Annotated in this window: 16 protein-coding genes, 3 pseudogenes and 1 other annotated feature; of the genes and pseudogenes, 7 read left to right on the top strand and 12 right to left on the bottom strand. The window is 61.5% G+C overall.

Translation table 11 applies throughout. The features are described 5' to 3' along the window. Positions 1-41: 41 nt before the first annotated feature. The 6 genes and pseudogenes from istB to J2Y63_RS27240 all read right to left on the bottom strand — a co-directional run bounded on the left by istB (position 42) and on the right by J2Y63_RS27240 (position 5,281). Positions 42-854 carry an IS21-like element helper ATPase IstB gene (gene istB, locus J2Y63_RS27215; RefSeq protein ID WP_435268647.1) on the bottom strand — a complete coding sequence of 271 codons (813 nt, stop codon included), beginning with the start codon at positions 852-854 and terminating at the stop codon, positions 42-44. Then, positions 844-2,369, bottom strand: a pseudogene (istA, locus tag J2Y63_RS27220) (IS21 family transposase). Before istA ends, istB begins: the two are co-directional and overlap by 11 nt. A gap of 92 nt (positions 2,370-2,461) precedes the next feature. After that, positions 2,462-2,632: pseudogene (locus J2Y63_RS27225) on the bottom strand (transcriptional regulator); the annotation flags it as partial. Positions 2,633-2,740: 108 nt separating this feature from the next. Then, a complete protein-coding gene (locus tag J2Y63_RS27230) occupies positions 2,741-4,228 on the bottom strand; it encodes a SulP family inorganic anion transporter (protein ID WP_435268648.1) in 1,488 nt (495 codons plus the stop codon). 69 nt (positions 4,229-4,297) lie between these two features. Continuing rightward, positions 4,298-4,353: a sequence feature (sul1 is cis-regulatory element that is thought to sense ions involved in sulfur or methionine metabolism; They are found in Alphaproteobacteria), on the bottom strand. Positions 4,354-4,441: 88 nt separating this feature from the next. Beyond that, positions 4,442-4,976, bottom strand: a pseudogene (gene dnaE2, locus J2Y63_RS27235) (error-prone DNA polymerase); the annotation flags it as partial. Between the two features lie 65 nt (positions 4,977-5,041). Then, positions 5,042-5,281, bottom strand: a complete 240-nt coding sequence (locus J2Y63_RS27240; RefSeq protein ID WP_435268649.1) for a hypothetical protein — start codon at positions 5,279-5,281, stop codon at positions 5,042-5,044. A 263-nt stretch (positions 5,282-5,544) separates the two neighbouring features. On the opposite strand from J2Y63_RS27240, the gene J2Y63_RS27245 reads away from it, so the two are divergent. Further along, entirely contained in the window at positions 5,545-5,862 is a 318-nt protein-coding gene (locus tag J2Y63_RS27245; RefSeq protein WP_435268650.1) for a hypothetical protein, read from the top strand. A gap of 23 nt (positions 5,863-5,885) precedes the next feature. Here the strand turns inward: J2Y63_RS27245 and J2Y63_RS27250 are convergent, their stop codons facing one another. Then, complete coding sequence (locus tag J2Y63_RS27250; protein ID WP_435268651.1) at positions 5,886-6,182, bottom strand: hypothetical protein; 297 nt, start codon at positions 6,180-6,182, stop codon at positions 5,886-5,888. 621 nt (positions 6,183-6,803) lie between these two features. Between J2Y63_RS27250 and J2Y63_RS27255 the strand changes: the two genes are divergently transcribed. Together J2Y63_RS27255 and J2Y63_RS27260 are read left to right on the top strand one after the other, a co-directional pair. Next, positions 6,804-6,932 (top strand): hypothetical protein, encoded by a 129-nt coding sequence (locus J2Y63_RS27255; protein ID WP_435268652.1) that lies wholly within the window; start codon positions 6,804-6,806, stop codon positions 6,930-6,932. A 23-nt stretch (positions 6,933-6,955) separates the two neighbouring features. Further along, complete coding sequence (locus J2Y63_RS27260; RefSeq protein ID WP_435268653.1) at positions 6,956-7,411, top strand: DUF1810 domain-containing protein; 456 nt, start codon at positions 6,956-6,958, stop codon at positions 7,409-7,411. Between the two features lie 9 nt (positions 7,412-7,420). On the opposite strand, the gene J2Y63_RS27265 is transcribed toward J2Y63_RS27260, so the two are convergent. Next, the gene (locus J2Y63_RS27265; RefSeq protein ID WP_112803963.1) at positions 7,421-7,624 is read right to left on the bottom strand and encodes a cold-shock protein; all 204 of its coding nucleotides are present in this window, start codon (positions 7,622-7,624) and stop codon (positions 7,421-7,423) included. Positions 7,625-7,802: 178 nt separating this feature from the next. On the opposite strand from J2Y63_RS27265, the gene ligD (J2Y63_RS27270) reads away from it, so the two are divergent. Both ligD (J2Y63_RS27270) and J2Y63_RS27275 read left to right on the top strand, forming a co-directional pair. Continuing rightward, a complete protein-coding gene (gene ligD, locus J2Y63_RS27270) occupies positions 7,803-10,445 on the top strand; it encodes a DNA ligase D (protein ID WP_435268654.1) in 2,643 nt (880 codons plus the stop codon). Further along, positions 10,442-10,858, top strand: a complete 417-nt coding sequence (locus tag J2Y63_RS27275; protein ID WP_435268655.1) for a DUF4112 domain-containing protein — start codon at positions 10,442-10,444, stop codon at positions 10,856-10,858. The genes ligD (J2Y63_RS27270) and J2Y63_RS27275 overlap by 4 nt, the downstream gene beginning before the upstream one ends. On the opposite strand, the gene ligD (J2Y63_RS27280) is transcribed toward J2Y63_RS27275, so the two are convergent. Genes ligD (J2Y63_RS27280) through J2Y63_RS27290 form a run of 3 tightly spaced genes read right to left on the bottom strand, consistent with a single transcriptional unit; the run spans position 10,859 to position 13,699 of the window. Then, positions 10,859-11,917, bottom strand: coding sequence for a non-homologous end-joining DNA ligase (ligD, locus tag J2Y63_RS27280; protein WP_435268656.1), 1,059 nt, complete (start codon positions 11,915-11,917; stop codon positions 10,859-10,861). A gap of 52 nt (positions 11,918-11,969) precedes the next feature. After that, on the bottom strand, positions 11,970-12,782 hold the full coding sequence (locus J2Y63_RS27285; RefSeq protein WP_435268657.1) for a Ku protein: 813 nt from the start codon (positions 12,780-12,782) through the stop codon (positions 11,970-11,972). 11 nt (positions 12,783-12,793) lie between these two features. After that, positions 12,794-13,699 (bottom strand): Ku protein, encoded by a 906-nt coding sequence (locus J2Y63_RS27290; protein WP_435268658.1) that lies wholly within the window; start codon positions 13,697-13,699, stop codon positions 12,794-12,796. A 203-nt stretch (positions 13,700-13,902) separates the two neighbouring features. Here J2Y63_RS27290 and J2Y63_RS27295 point away from each other — a divergent pair, with 203 nt between their 5' ends. Further along, complete coding sequence (locus J2Y63_RS27295; RefSeq protein ID WP_435268659.1) at positions 13,903-14,085, top strand: hypothetical protein; 183 nt, start codon at positions 13,903-13,905, stop codon at positions 14,083-14,085. Positions 14,086-14,110: 25 nt separating this feature from the next. Further along, entirely contained in the window at positions 14,111-14,995 is an 885-nt protein-coding gene (locus J2Y63_RS27300; RefSeq protein ID WP_435268660.1) for a hypothetical protein, read from the top strand. Here the strand turns inward: J2Y63_RS27300 and xth are convergent. Continuing rightward, positions 14,992-15,780, bottom strand: a complete 789-nt coding sequence (gene xth / locus J2Y63_RS27305; RefSeq protein ID WP_435268661.1) for an exodeoxyribonuclease III — start codon at positions 15,778-15,780, stop codon at positions 14,992-14,994. The two genes, J2Y63_RS27300 and xth, sit on opposite strands and share 4 nt — an antisense overlap. Positions 15,781-15,819 lie beyond the last annotated feature (39 nt).

Consider the following 15,819-nt stretch of genomic DNA (forward strand, 5'->3'; position numbering starts at 1 on the left):
CTGAGAGCTGACCCGGGATTTGCGCCGAGAAGTGACCCGCCTTAGGTATCGTCCGTCGTGGTTGGGGTGGTCAAGTTCCTGCGTTTCTCCTTCGTTGCTTTGGGCTCATGGGCCGAACTGTTTTTGAAGCGGAAGCTGTCGTTTCCGGTTTCGAGGATGTGGCAATGATGCGTGAGGCGATCCAGCAGCGCGGTGGTCATCTTGGCATCGCCAAAAACGCTGGCCCATTCGCTGAAGCTCAGGTTGGTGGTGATGATGACGCTGGTGTGCTCGTAGAGCTTGCTCAGCAGATGGAACAGCAGCGCACCGCCTGAAGCACTGAACGGCAGGTAGCCCAGCTCGTCGAGAATGACGAGATCGGAGTGTGCCAGGCGGTTGGCGATCTGGCCTGGGCGACCTTGGGACTTCTCCTGCTCGAGCGCGTTGACCAGTTCCACGGTCGAGAAGAACCGAACCCGCTTGTGATGATGTTCGATGGCCTGGACACCGATGGCCGTAGCGATATGCGTCTTGCCCGTGCCGGGACCGCCGACCAGGACGATGTTGTTGGCCTCGTCGAGGAAGTCGCAGCGATGAAGCTGACGGACCAGCGCCTCGTTGACCTCACTACTGGTGAAGTCGAAGCCGTTCAGATCACGATAGGCTGGAAAGCGGGCCGTCTTAAGCTGGTAGGCCGTCGATCGCACTTCACGTTCCGCGGTCTCGGCCTTGGGGAGCTGCGACAGGATCGGGATGGCGGCCTCAAACGCCGGCGATCCCTGTTCGGTGAGCTCGCCAACGGCCTGGGCCATGCCGTGCATCTTCAGTTGCCGTAACATGATGACGATAGCGCCGCTTGCCGGATTATGACGCATGGCGAACCTCCGTCTTTCTGAGCGCGTCGTAGCGTTCGACATTGGCCTTGGGCTCGTTGGTGAGCGTCAGGGCCTGCGGCGCGTCGATGGTGGGCGGTGTGAAGGATTTGCCGTCGACGAGGCGATGCAGCAGGTTCAGCACGTGGGTCTTCGTGGGGACGCCGGACTTCAGCGCCATGTCGACCGCCGATAGCACGGCCTGTTCGTCGTGCTGGAGGACCAGCGCCAGGATATCGACCATCTCGCGGTCGCCACCCGGCTTCTTCAGGAGATATTGCTGCAAGGTCCGGAATGCGTCCGGTAGCTCGACGAACGGTGCACCGTTGCGTAGAGCGCCTGGTTTGCGTTGCACGACCGCCAAATAGTGCCGCCAGTCGTAGATCGTCTGTCCCGGTCGATCATGGGAGCGATCGATGACGCGACGATGCTCGCAGACGATCTGGCCCTCCGCAGCGACCACGACACGATCCGGATAGACCCGCAGGCTCACCGGTCGATTGGCGAAGGATGCCGGGACGCTGTAGCGATTGCGCTCCAGATGGACGAGGCAGGTTGGCGTGACCCGCTTCGTATATTCGACGAAGCCGTCGAACGGTCGGGTAACCGGCATCAATGCCAAGGCCTCCTCGGCCCAGATGTCGGCGATGGTGCCGCGCATCTGTCCGTGTGGGGTCTTTGCCCAGAACTCCTTGCACCGAAGCTCCAGCCAGTCATTCAGGGCATCCAATGATGGAAAGCGCGGAACAGGTTGGAAGAAGCGGTGACGCGCATCCTGAACATTCTTCTCGACCTGCCCTTTCTCCCAACCGGACGCGGATTGCAGAACTCTGGCTCGAACACATAGTGGCTGGCCATCGCCAGGAAACGGACATTGACGTCGCGCTCCTTGCCACGGCCGACCTTGTCGATCGCGGTCCGCATGTTGTCGTAGATACCGCGGCCGGGAATGCCGCCAAACACGCGGAATGCATGATTATGGGCATCGAACAGCATCTCATGCGTCTGGAGGAGATAGGCTCGAACAATGAAAGCGCGGCTGTAGCTCAGCTTCGTATGCGCCACCTGCAGCTTGGTGCGCTCATTGCCGATGATGGCCCAGTCTTCCGACCAGTCGAACTGGAACGCTTCGCCCGGTTCGAAGGCCAGAGGCACGAACGTTCCGCGCCCTGTCGTCTGGAATTCTCTCTGCCGGTCTGCCTTCCATTCACGGGCAAAGGCTGCAACGCGGCAATAGGAACCGTCATAGCCAAGGCTAACCAGGTCGGCATGGAGTTGCTTCAGGGTGCGCTTCTGCTTGCGGCCCTTCTTGGATTCCGTCTTCAGCCAGGCCGACAGCCGATCCGCAAATGGATCAAGCTTGCTCGGCCGCTCCGGGACCTTGAACTTCGGCTCCACGCCGTTCAGGCGCAGGTATTTGCGGACAGTGTTCCGGGAAAGGCCGGTCCTGCGGCAAATCTCCCGGATCGATAGATGCTCTCGAAAATGCCAGCGCCGGATTACGCTCAGTAACGCCATGTCGATCACTCCAGAGCCCCCGCTGAAACCTCGCGAGGGATGATTGAAACATGGGTCAAATCTCAGTGATAATTTCCCGCAATCCCGGGTCAGCTCTCAGTGCAAATCAACACCGACATGGTGTTTTGCGGCACGTCGATGAGGCGGGCCAACTCGCCGGCCGGTATGCCATCAGGCTCGTACCGGACAAGGAGGCGGAAGGTCTCCAGTCGTGTGGTCTGTGCCAAGGCGCCGAGCGCCGCTATTGCTGAATCCCTATCCATATATCCAGAATAACGGATATTATCCAATTGTCAATTCGTGTAGCTCCAGAGCGCAGTTGCCGGTTTCATACCGTGTGATCCGGCCCGGTATCGCCGGGCCGTTGCTGATCAGTGCCCAGCTGAGGCCGAGAACGCAGCATGGTCCTTGTCGTGAAGGGCGAAGCGGTCGAGCATATGGGCGCTCGCCTCGTTGACGCCGATGACGGCGACCTCGACGCCCTGGCGACGATATTTGAGGACGATCTTGTCGAGTGCACCGACGGCCGTGATATCCCAGAGATGTGCCTCCGTGACGTTGATCGTCACCTTGCGGACCGTCTCGGTGAAGTCGAAGGCCGCGATAAAACTCTCCGCCGAGGCGAAGAAGATCTGGCCGTCGACATGATAGGTGCGCTCCGAACCATCCGCACTCAGCACTGACCGGACGTGGAAAAGCTTGGCGACCTTGCCGGCGAAGAACACACCGGAGAGCAGCACGCCAACGAGCACACCCTTGGCGAGGTCGTGCGTGCCGACGACGGTCGCGACCGTCGCCAGCATGACGACGGAAGAGGAGAGCGGATTGCGGCGCAGGTCGAGGATGGAGCGCCAGGAGAACGTGCCAATCGAGACCATGATCATGACGGCGACCAGGGCGGCCATCGGAATGATGCGCACGAGATCGTCCAGCACGAGAATGAGAAACAGCAGGAAGGCGCCGGCAACGAAGGTCGAGAGGCGCCCACGGCCACCGGAGGTGACGTTGATCACCGACTGGCCGATCATGGCGCAACCGCCCATGCCGCCGATGAGGCTGGAGGCGATGTTGCTCGCCCCTTGTCCGATGCATTCCTGGCTCTTGGAACTCGCCGTATCCGTCATGTCGTCGACGATCTGTGCCGTCAGCAGCGATTCCAGCAGGCCGACCGCGGCAAGCGCGATGGAATAGGGGAAGATGATCTGCAACGTTTCGAAGGTCACCGGTACCTGTGGGAGCGCGAAGATCGGCAACGCGGAGGGCAGTTCGCCGAGATCGCCGACCGTGCGCAGGTCCAGGCCGCCCCAATAGGCGACGCCGGTCAGCAAGAGGATCGCGACCAGCGGCGACGGGATTGCCTTGGTAACATAGGGGAAGAGATAGATGATCGCGAGTCCCGCCGCGATCATCGCATAGGTCAGCCCAGGCACGCCGATGAGTTCCGGCAGTTGCGCCATGAAGATCAGGATCGCCAGCGCGTTGACGAAGCCGGTGATGACGGAGCGCGAGACGAAGCGCATGACGCGGCCAAGCTTGAGGAAGCCGGCACATATCTGGATCACGCCCATCAAAAGCGTGGCGGCGAAGAGATATTGCAGCCCGTGCTCCTTCACGAGTGTCACCATCAGCACGGCGGTCGCCGCCGTTGCGGCGGAGATCATGCCCGGCCGGCCGCCGACGAAGGCGGAGACGCAGGCGATGGCGAAAGAGGCGAAGAGCCCGACTTTCGGATCGACGCCGGCAATGACGGAAAAGCCGATGGCTTCGGGAATGAGGGCAAGCGCGACAACGATGCCGGAGAGAATGTCGGCGCGAATGTTCGAGAACCACTCGCGTTTGTAGGTCGTCAGATTAAACATGGAAAAGTCCGCAAAGAAGCGCATCCAGACCGGACGGAGTCCGGCCTCGTGAACAGGTTTGATGCTTTGCGTTGTCTGGCGGATCGGCGGCCAGAAGAGCCACCCGGAGTTTCACCGGGTCCGGGGCGAATGATGCCGTTATAGAAAATGGTGCACGGCGGTCAACACCGTTCCACCTTCCTATCGTATGGATGGCGGGTAGCCAGCCATTGCTCAGTGAAAATTCCGGGCCTTAACCTTTAGCGCATCGATATGGAAATCTTTCACGAACAGGTCCCGAGGCCGCACGGCCGACGCCTAGCTGTCACGCGGGTCCGGCCCGCCGCCATGGGCGAACTCGTCGCCGCGCCCGGCTGGAAGCCGGAATTCGGTGTCGCGTTCCCACAGGCTCGACAGGTCGACGGATAGGTAGAACACCTACTGGCCAATGAGATGCACGACCTAGCCTTCGCGCTGGATCCTGCTGTGGATCGCCTTGATGGATGAACCGAGCACGACGCGCCGGCGCCGCTCGAACAGCTTTGGCCAGACGACGACATTCGCGGGCCTGTCTCATCCTCGATGGCGATGAACATCACTCCCTTGGCACTGCCCAGCTTTTGCCGGATCTGTAGACCTACGGTCGTCAGCCACCGCCCGTCGCGCGCCGATATCACCTTCCGGCGCGCCGCTCGGAAGGGTCGTGGCGAAGGAGCATCAGCGGGCGCTCGCGTAGCGTGAATCCGGTGTGGTTGTAGTCATTGTTGTGGTCGATCTCGTCGAGCGTCCCCTTGGCCGTCTACTGAGGCATCGGGATCAGCCATCGATCATCATTTATACTTTGTCCGGCTCTTCGAGCGCGTAGAACATGCGCGCGGAAGCCTCGATGACCGAGCGATGCCGTTTTGCATTGAATTCTTCGCGTGGATAAGTCGCGAAGAGATATTTTGCGAAATCTTCGCGTGTGTCAGGGCATCGGGGGAACCAGGGCTGCGACGTGATCTCGTCAAAAATTGCCTTCAACGATCTCAGCTCGTCAGGCTGGAAAGCCCCTTTCAAGGGTTGGCTGTTCATTGCCGCCCCCTTTCTACCTGGGGCGGAAGCTCAATGGCTTTCAGAGATGGAGCCCTTATCAATTGCCATCCCTACGCCGAGTATACCCCAATTCCGCGTTTTGGCCAATGAGCTGCCCCTGGCGCAAACCGGTGAGAATTTTAGGAAAGCTGATCCGATGATCTGCTGGTCGTTCGCATATCGTCGGGCTTGTTTTGCTCACGTTGAGCGTCACCTCATTGATGAAAAATTTGCGCGTTGTGCACCGCGCATCGAGGTGGCGGGTGAAAAGCATTGCGGACGTAGTTGGCGAGCTGACGAAGGCGGCCGCCGGCTTGAAGACCTTCTCCGAGGGCGAGCGGTTTCGCCTCCTCAGCCGAGCCTACATCACCATCAAGGAGGGTGGCGGCTTGCTTGGCGAGCCGACATGGCTTCGGGAATCCGCCGAGGCGATGGATATCGTTCATGCCGGCGGAATGCCGGTTCACCTCCAGGACGATGAGATGAAAGCTATCCTGCTCGAAGCGGTAAAGGTGATCAGGCAGATTGACGCGTCAACGAAGACCAGGCGCCCCGAGGAGCCCGAGATCGAGCAGCGATGACGCGCCGTGGCTGTTTTCGATCCTCACTCTGCTTCGTCTACCACAGCGTCGGTGGCCCGTGTGGCGCGTAGGTCGTCTTCGGTGAGATGAAGCAGGCCTTCGGTCGCACCGTCTCGATCGTATTTCTCGCTCGCGATGGTCTCGAGCAAGGCCCTGTGGCGTTTCAGAAGTCCGACCGGACCAACGGGGTCGGTGTCGAACGTCTGCAATGCGCTGGCGAAGACGAAGATGTCGATTGTCGTTCCGTCGAGGGTTTGCATTGACCAGAACAACCCGAGTTCCTTCGGCGCAGATGCGCCGTTTTTCCTGATGAGAGGCATTTCGTTTCCTGTGTTGATGGGAGGTCCACCGCAGCGCGGCTGTCAACACTCCCCTGGTCCGCCCGCTTGAGATGGACGGTGCTGACGTGGGGCAGGGCGGCAGGAAGTCAATGATTGGCAGCTTTGGGCCGACGAAATGACGAAGGGCGCTCGACCCTTGCGGGGAGCGCCCTTCGGACCCGGAGAGCTACGAACGCGCGACAGAGAACCATCGCTGCAGGTAGTCATCGATTACGGGTGGTGAGCGATAGGTGGGGGGAGACTCGTCGGAAAATCAAGCCCATCCGGATCGTCGATCGCCCGAGCGGGCAAACCCAGGCATGCATCGCAAATGCCGCAACCGTCATCATCCATCGGCTGGTCCGACCGATCGCAACAGAGGCAACCGGGAGAGCATCGGGAGCCAGTTGCCCTTTTTTCCGGAGCGATGATCTCGATCCCGTGGTTCGACGCGATATTCTCGAAAACCTGACGCATTGCGCTTCTCCGCTGTCCCCCACGCTAAAGATGGGAGCGGCCGGCCGCTTTGCAATGGCGAGCGTTCACAACGTGGGCTCTCCGTGCTCCACGGATGGACTCCGCGCGTCGCCCATGCTTTCTATTGGGCCGGAGGGACTTGGTATGGCCTATGAATGGGATTCCCGGCGCGCGCGGCGCGCCCGCATCATGAGGCTCGCGACGGCGTTGGCGATCAGTGCGTCGGCTATCACTGTGCCGGTCGCGGTGCTGCTGTCGGCCGCACCCATCTGAGGTCGACATCGAGGTGACGAGCGATGACAGAGAACGACCCATTTGGTCTTTCCCGTTTTGTCGCGGCCCAGGATCTCGTCTTCGATACCGTCCTCGCAGAGCTGAGGGCCGCGCGGAAGGAAACCCATTGGATGTGGTTTGTCTTTCCGCAGTTGCGTGCGCTCGGCCGATCTCGGACTGCGAACTTCTACGGGATCGGCTCCATCGACGAGGCGCGGGCCTATCTCAGCCATCCCTTGCTCGCGGAACGATTGGCGCGCGCGGTCGATGCGGTGCTGGGGGTCTCCCGGCCGGCTCAAGAGATATTCGGTTCGCCAGACGATCTCAAATTCCGCTCCTCGATGACCTTGTTCAGTGAGGTGGCAGGCGGGGAGGATGGCGAACGGTTTCGGCGCGCCCTTCAGCGCTTCTTCGCCGGCGAGCCGGATTCGCGGACTCTTGACTTGCTCAGCGGCGGCATCGATAGCCGCCGCTTTTGACCGCACCAATCAGATCGCGCGAACGTTCTCCGCCTTCGACTTGCCGGTCTTGCGGTCCTGGCCGAGGTCATAGCTCACCTTCGAGCCATCGCGCAGCGGTCCGCCGGAGATCACGCCCGAGACATGGACAAAGACATCCTGCCCGCCGTCGTCGGGTGTGATGAACCCGAAACCCTTGTCCTGATTGAAGAATTTTACAGTACCCGTCGCCATGAACATCCTCGTCAGCTGAGCGGCATTGCGCCGATGGGTGACCCTATTCGTGACGCGCGTCGGCCGCAACCGGATAACCGTGCCGAAGAGGGAACAACAATCCTTTGCGCGGGGTTTTCGTCTCGACGCTGCGGGCCTTCAACCGGCGTCGGCAATGCGGGATAGATCGAGGTCGAAGATGGCGGCTGACAAGCTCTCAACGTACAAGCAAAAGCGGGATTTCAAGAAGACGCAGGAACCGAGCGGATCGACAGAGGTCAAGGCGTCGAACCGACTGCGCTTCGTCATCCAGAAACATGATGCGACCCGGCTCCATTACGACCTCCGCCTCGAACTCGACGGCGTGTTCAAGAGCTGGGCGGTGACGAAGGGGCCGTCGCTCGATCCGGGAGACAAGCGGCTCGCGGTCGAGGTGGAAGACCACCCGCTCGACTATGGCGATTTCGAAGGCACGATCCCGAAAGGCCAATATGGCGGCGGCACGGTGATGCTGTGGGACCGCGGCTATTGGGAGCCGGAGGGCAACAAATCGCCGGAAGAGGCGCTTAAGAAGGGCGACTTCAAATTCGTGCTGCACGGCAAGCGCCTGCAGGGCAGTTATGTGCTCGTGCGCATGCGCCACGACCGCGATGGCGGCAAGCGCACAAACTGGTTGTTAATCAAGCACCATGACGACCATTCGGTGGAGGAGAACGGCGCGGCCATCCTCGACGAGAACATGACCTCCGTCGCATCCGGCCGCACGATGGACCAGATCGCCGCCGGCAAGGGTCGAAAACCGAAGCCATTCATGACGGAAAAGGCCGGGGTCGAGGCCGATGCTGTATGGGATAGCAAGTCCGGCCTTGCCGCCGACGAGCCCAAGAAAAATCGGTCCAGCAACAAGGTGGCGACGTCGACGGCTGCGGACCTTCCAGATTTCATCGCGCCGCAGCTGTGCGAGACACTCGACCGCCCGCCGGCAGGTGAACACTGGCTCCACGAGATCAAGTTCGACGGCTATCGCATCCAGTTGCGGGTGGCCGACGGGAGGGTGACGCTGAAGACCCGCAAGGGCTTGGATTGGACGGCCAAATATCCAGAGATTGCGGATGCTGCGTCGTCGCTGCCAGATTGCATCGTTGACGGCGAGATTTGCGCGCTCGACGACAACGGCGCCCCTGACTTCGCCGCGCTACAGGCGGCGCTGTCGGAGAAGAACACCGGTAACCTCGTTTATTTCGCCTTCGACTTGCTGTTCGACGGTGGCGAGGATCTGCGGGAGAAACCGCTGACCGAGCGGAAGTCGCGGCTGCAGGATCTCCTGGGCGACGCGACCGACGACCCGCATCTGCGCTTCGTCGAGCATTTCGAAACCGGCGGCGACGCGGTCCTACGCTCAGCGTGCAAGCTCTCCCTCGAGGGTATCGTATCGAAACAGGCAGATGCGCCTTATCGATCCGGCCGTACCGAGACCTGGGCGAAATCCAAATGTCGCGCCGGCCATGAGGTTGTGATCGGCGGCTACGCCAAGACGAACGGTAAGTTTCGCTCGCTGCTGGTAGGCGTCAACCGCGGTGACCACTTCGTCTATGTCGGCCGCGTCGGCACTGGCTACGGCGCCAAGAAGGTCGAGACGTTGTTGCCGAAGCTGAAAGCGGTCGAAACGGAAAAGTCTCCCTTCACCGCGATCGGCGCGCCGAAGAAGGAGAGAGAGGTCGTTTGGCTGAAGCCTGAGCTCGTCGCCGAGATCGAGTTCGCGGGCTGGACCGCGGACGGCCTTGTGCGTCAGGCCGCGTTCAAGGGGCTGCGGGAGGATAAGCCGGCGGCCGAGGTCGAGGCCGAGAAGCCGGCTTCGCCCGCCAAGACCGAGACGCCGGAGCCCGCGGCCGCCGCGGAGGCAAAACCCAGCCGCCGCAAGGGCGCGAAAGCCGAGGTCATGGGCGTGCTCATCTCCAATCCCGACAAGCCGCTCTGGCCGGACGCCGGCGATGGCGAGCCGGTCACCAAGGAGGATCTCGCCCGCTATCACGAGGCGGTCGGTTCCTGGCTCATCGACCATGTTAAGGGCCGGCCGTGTTCGATTATCCGCGCGCCCGACGGTATCGGTGGCGAACAATTCTTCCAGCGGCATGCCATGCCCGGCACGTCGAACCTGCTGGAGCTGGTCAAGGTCTTCGGAGACAAGAAGCCTTACCTGCAGGTTGATCGCGTCGAGGGATTGATCGCCATCGCTCAGATCGGCGGGATCGAGCTTCACCCTTGGAACTGCGAACCCGGCCAGCCGGAAGTGCCGGGGCGCCTCGTCTTCGACCTTGATCCTGGCCCTGATGTCGAATTCTCCACGGTGGTTGCCGCCGCGCGCGAGATGCGCGACCGGCTGGACGATCTCGGCCTGATCAGCTTCTGCAAAACGACTGGCGGCAAGGGGCTGCATGTCGTGACGCCCCTTACCGTCAACAAGCGCAAGCCACTGTCCTGGGCCGAGGCCAAGGGCTTTGCCCATGACGTCTGCCAGGAGATGGCCCGTGACAATCCGGACCTCTACCTGATCAAGATGACCAAGAGCCTGCGGGAAGGGCGGATCTTCCTCGACTACCTGCGCAACGATCGCATGGCGACCGCCGTGGCGCCGCTGTCGCCCCGCGCGCGGCCCGGCGCCACCGTGTCGATGCCGCTCACCTGGACGCAGGTCAAGTCCGACCTCGACCCGAAGCGCTTTACGATCCGCACAGTGCCGTCGCTTTTGAAGAAAACGAGCGCCTGGGAGGACTATTGTGACGGGCAGCGTCCGCTTGAGCAGGCTATCAAGCGGCTGGGCAAGCAGAAGGCTGCGGCATGAGCGCGAGACAGGGTAGGGGACCGCGAGCGGGTGCGAAGCATGACATTCCGATCGAGCACTTGATGCGTCTTCGCCGGATGCGCGGCCTGGCCAGGTTGATGGACACGGCCTTACGAATTCCGGGCGCGGGCGTCTCGCTTGGCGCCGACTCCGTTCTTGGCCTTATTCCCGGCATCGGCGACTTTGGTGCCGCAGCAGTCAGCCTCTTCATCGTCAACGAGGCGCGCCGCCTCGGTGTGCCGAAAGAACTGCTTTTCAAGATGTTGGTCAATGTCGGCTTCGATACGGTCGCGGGAAGCGTGCCGGTGCTCGGCGACGTCTTCGATGTCCATTTCAAATCCAACCGCCGCAATCTGCAGCTCGTCCTCGATCACTTCGGTCTCGACCATTCCGATCTCGATCGCAGGGCGTGATCAACGGTTGCCGGAAATCTTGGCCATATCGAACACCGCGGCATTGTCCTGGATTTCGCGAAGCCCCTTGTAGGAGGCATGGCGCAGGTTGCCGTCGTCCGTCCAGCCTCTAAACTCGATCTCGGCGATGAGCGTCGGCTGGGCGAAGACGTAGTTCTTTCCCTTCAGCGGCACGGCCGGTTTGTTCGTCTTGAGCTTGTCGAGCGTCTTGCGCAGATATTCGGCGTCGGCGGCCTTGAATCCTGTCCCGACCGAGCCGACCGACACCCAGCCGTCGCCATTGCGCGCCGCCAGCAGCAGGCTTCCGATGCCGCCGCGCGCGGATTCCGAAAACTCATAGCCGACGATCATGAAGCTCTCGCCCTGGATGCACTTGATCTTGATCCAGTCGCCGGTGCGGCCAGATCGATAGGGACGATCGCGATGCTTGGCGATGATGCCTTCGAGGCCCATGCGGCAGGCATTTGCCAGAAGCTCCGTTCCCTCGCCATGGGCTTCCTCGGACAACTGCACCGCGCCGACGGCGCCGTCGAGAAAGTCCTCGAGCAGATGCCGGCGAACGGCAAGCTCGGTCTTGGTCAGATCATGCCCGTCGAAATAGAGGAGGTCGAAGGCGAAGAACATGGCCTCCGTCGAGGCGCGCTTGCCGCCGCGTCCGCCCAGCGAGCGCTGAAGCGCCCCGAAATCCGAGTGTCCCTGATTATTGAGGACCACGGCCTCGCCATCAATAATGGCGGTCCCCACCCCGAGTTTGCTGGCGGCATCAGCAATTTTGGGAAAGCGATGGGTCCAGTCATGCCCGCCGCGGGTGATGATCCGCACGCCCTTCGGCTCGATATGGATCGCCAGGCGATAGCCGTCCCATTTGAGTTCGTAGAGCCAGTCCGGGCCTTCCGGCGGCGTCGGCCGGAGCAGGGCAAGACAGGGCTCGACGCGGTCAGGCATCGGATCGAACGGCAGGCTCGGCTGTTCGGGATCGCGTTTGCGGATCGGACGGGACTGCAAGGTCTCGCGCGACTCGTCATACAGAGGAATGGCAGATTGGCGCTTTCGTTTCATCGGTGTCCATCACACGCGGAGAGTCCGAACATAGGTGCCTTGCGCGAAGAATTCAGGATGCACGCTTGCCTTTCTCGCCGGCGGCGAGACTTTTGCGCAGCGCATCCATGATGTCGATGACATTGCCGCCAGACGGGCGGTCGTCTCCCTTGGTCTTGCCCTTTCGCGACGGTTTCAGTGCTTTCTTCTTTTTGGCGATGATATCGAGCAGGGCGTCCTGCACCGGGTCGGATACCATGTCCGCTGACCATTTCCGTGTGTGCTGCTGGATGAACTTTTGCACCAGGGGAATAAGCTCGGGGTCCGCCTTGTCGTCGATGTCTTCCAAATAAGATTCCTCTGATCGGACCTCATCGCCGAAGCGCAGCGTCCAGAGCACGATGCCCTCGCCGCGCGGTTCCAGCACGACGGCGCGCTCGCGCCGGCCGATCACCAGCCTGGAGACGCCGAGCACGTTGTCGGCCGACATTGCATCGCGAATGACCGCGAAGGCTTCATGTCCAACCGGATCATCGGGCACCAGATAGTGCGGCTTCTCCAGATAGATCCATTCAATGCTATCGCGTGGCACGAACTTTTCGATGTCGATGGTCTTGACCGTATCGAGCGCGACCGCGTCCAGGTCGTCGTCGGTGAGGAGCACATAGTCGTTCTCACCGCGGGCGTAGCCCTTCATCTCGTCCTCGTCCCTGACCGGCTTGCGGGTGACCGCATCGACATATTGCGAGACGACGCGGTTGCCGGTGATCTTGTTGAGGGTGTGGAAGCGGACCTTCTCGCTCTCGGACGTCGCCGGCGACATCGAGACGGGGCAGGTCACGAGCGAGAGCTTGAGGTATCCTTTCCAGTACGGGCGAGGCGCCATCGTGGTCCTCCTCAACCGGCTTTGCGCTGCGCGGCCGCGTTACGGCTCGACTTCGGGGCAGGCGTGCGCGCTGCCGGCTTCCGACTGGCGCTCTTGTTGGCATTGGCGGCCGAGCGCTTCGGCTTGTCGTCGTCCGCCTTCAGCATCCTGGCACTTTCGCGCAACGCCGCGAGCAGATCGTCGGGCTTGGAAACCTTGACCTCCTTGCGCTTCGGCAGGGCCTTGCCCTCGATCTTCGCCTTCACCAGTTCGGCGACGGCCGCCTCATAACGATCGTCGAATTCGGCCGGATCGAACGAGCCCTTTTTCGTGGCGATGATGTGCTTGGCGAGGTCCAGCATCTCGCCCTTGATGCGTAGTTTCGGAACCTCTTCGAACGCTTTTTCCGACGAGCGGACCTCGTAGTCATATTGCATGGTCGTCGCAATCAACCCTTTGCCGTGCGTGCGGATCAGCACCGTTCGCATCCGACGAAAGAGCACCGTGCGCGCCACCGCAGCAACCTGGGATTTCTCCATCGCATCGCGCAGCGCCGTGAAGGCGTCGGAGGAGACGCGGTCGGTCGGAACGAGATAGTAGGGCTTGTCGAAATAGACGTCATCGACATCGGAGCAGGAGATGAAGGCTTCGATCGTGAGCGTCTTGTTGCTTTCCGGGATCGTGGCGGCGACCTCCTCGGGATCGATCATGATGTATTGGCCGTTCTCGATCTCGAAACCCTTAGTCTGGTCCTCGCGCTCGACCTCCTTGCCGGTGTCGCTGTCGACGAAGACGCGATTGACGCGGTTGCCGGTCTTCTTGTTGATCGTGTGAAACGAGATGCGCTCGGAGGTGCTGGCGGCCGTGTACAGACCGACCCCGCAGCTGACCTCGCCGAACTTGATGAAACCCTTCCACTGGGCACGATGACCGGCCATCTCGAAACTCCCGAACAGACGCAACCAAAGCGAGTCAAGCGAATCACTTGCGACTTTGTTCCGATTCAAAAATGAATCGGAAATCAATGGCTTAGGCTGCGCTCCATTCGACCATTGCGAGTCTGGAATATGCTCTTGATTCACTGCATCTTTTTCGCGCTGCCGTGCGTTCTTCCAGGACCGCAACCGAAAGGAAGAATGTCATGACGAAGCGTGAGACCATCGATACCGGGACCGACAAGCGCTATGTGCGCCGGGACGAGAAAGGCCAGTTCAAGGAAAGCGTCGATGTCAGCCGCTCCCTGTCCGCCGACCGTCGGCATAAGGCCAAGACGGAAGCCAAACCCGGTGAAGGCGACCGCGGCGACAGGCATACGAAGCACTGATGCCGGTACGCCATTGGATGAAACCATGGCCGACGATACCGAACCCGAGACTATGAACAGCGATGACGGCGACGAGCGTGTCGCCGTCTCGTTTCCGTTCGACCGGATGACGGTTCAGCGGTTTCGGCAGGAGTTTCCACGCGCTCGCTGGAGCGATCGGCGCAAAGCCTGGATCGTTCCGGGAAAGACCGCCCGTCGCCGATTGGACCGCTGGAAGGCAAGGGAAGACGCCCGCATTGACCCCTTCGCACAGGAAAAGGGCAGGGACGCCTTCGCCTTCGAGCCGATCCTCAGTCCCTATCTCAGCGTCGACAAGGACGGGTTTCGCATCAGCACACCCTATTCCCGCAAGCTCGTCGAGGAAATCCGCCAGGTGCCGTTCGCGCGATGGGATGGAGACCTGAAGGTCTGGCGCGTTCCGTTTGCCTCCTATGACGAACTCTTCCATCATTGGCAAGCGATCGAAGCAGAAGCGCAGCGCTGCGAGCCGGAGGAACGGCGCAAGCGCGCCGAGGCGCGAAAGGGCACCGAAGACGAGCGGAAAGCCCGCCGCCGATCAGCCGAGCGCCGGCGTCGGCGCATTCCCCTTCCAGCCGGTGATCTTCCGCCCCTGGGCCGGCCCGTGGCCACTGCCGCTTACGGCATCATCGTCGTCAGCGACATCACCGGTGAGTTGGTTGAGGATGAGGAGGTCGCCGATCTTTATCCGGACTTTGACGGAGACCAGGTCTGGGGATTGTGGCGCATACCGTCGTTGGACGAGCTGCTGCAGACGTGGCCGGCGAAAGGTGCGCCTGAGGATGACGCGCGCCGGCGCGGCTGGTGGATTCCGACCATCGAGGAGTTGCGAGATGCGCGGCGGTCTGCGCGGTCGCGCGAGCGCCGAACGGCGCAGCAGGCCTCAGCCTAGTCGGTATTGGCCGGCGGATCGATCTCGATCATGACAGGTGCGTGGTCGCTGGTATGCGCCCAGCTTCTTGGGTGCCGACGAACGCTGGCGGATCTCAGCCAAGGGGCAAGCGTCGGGCTGAGCAGAGCATGGTCGATGCGCAGGCCGGCGTCGCGCTCGAACGAGTTCCGCCAATATTTCCAGAAGGTGTAGATGCGCTCATCGGGGTGCAGATGCCGGATGGCGTCGGTCCAGCCGTCGGCGAGGAGCTTGGCATAGGCCGCTCTCACCTCCGGCCGAAACAGCGCATCGTCGCGCCAACGCTCCGGCGCATAGACGTCGAGGTCCATCGGCATGACGTTGAAATCCCCGACCAGCGCCGCTGGTATATCGAGTGCCAGCAGTTCCCTGGCATATTCGTGGAGCCGCGCGAACCAGCGCAGCTTGTAATCGAACTTCGGACCCGGCGCTGGATTTCCGTTCGGCAGATAAAGGCAACCGATGAGAATGCCATCGACCGCGGCTTCGATATAGCGGCTGTGCGTATCGTCGGGGTCGCCTGGAAGGCCGCGTCGCGTGAGGAGCGGCACGAGACCCTTGGCAAGGATAGCGACGCCGTTCCAGCTTTTCTGGCCGTGCCAGACCGCGCCGTAACCGGCGCGCTCCAGTTCCGCGCGCGGAAACCGATCGTTCGGCGATTTCAGTTCCTGAAGGCAGACGATGTCGGGAGAGTCTTCCGCGAGCCATCGCAGAAGCACGGCGAGGCGACCGTTGACCCCATTGACGTTGTAGGTCGCGATCTTCATCGATCCTCATTCTGCATACGTGACGTCGTCGACCTCGAC

It is taken from the genome of Shinella sp. BE166 (assembly GCF_051201095.1).
GTDB lineage: Bacteria > Pseudomonadota > Alphaproteobacteria > Rhizobiales > Rhizobiaceae > Shinella > Shinella lacus.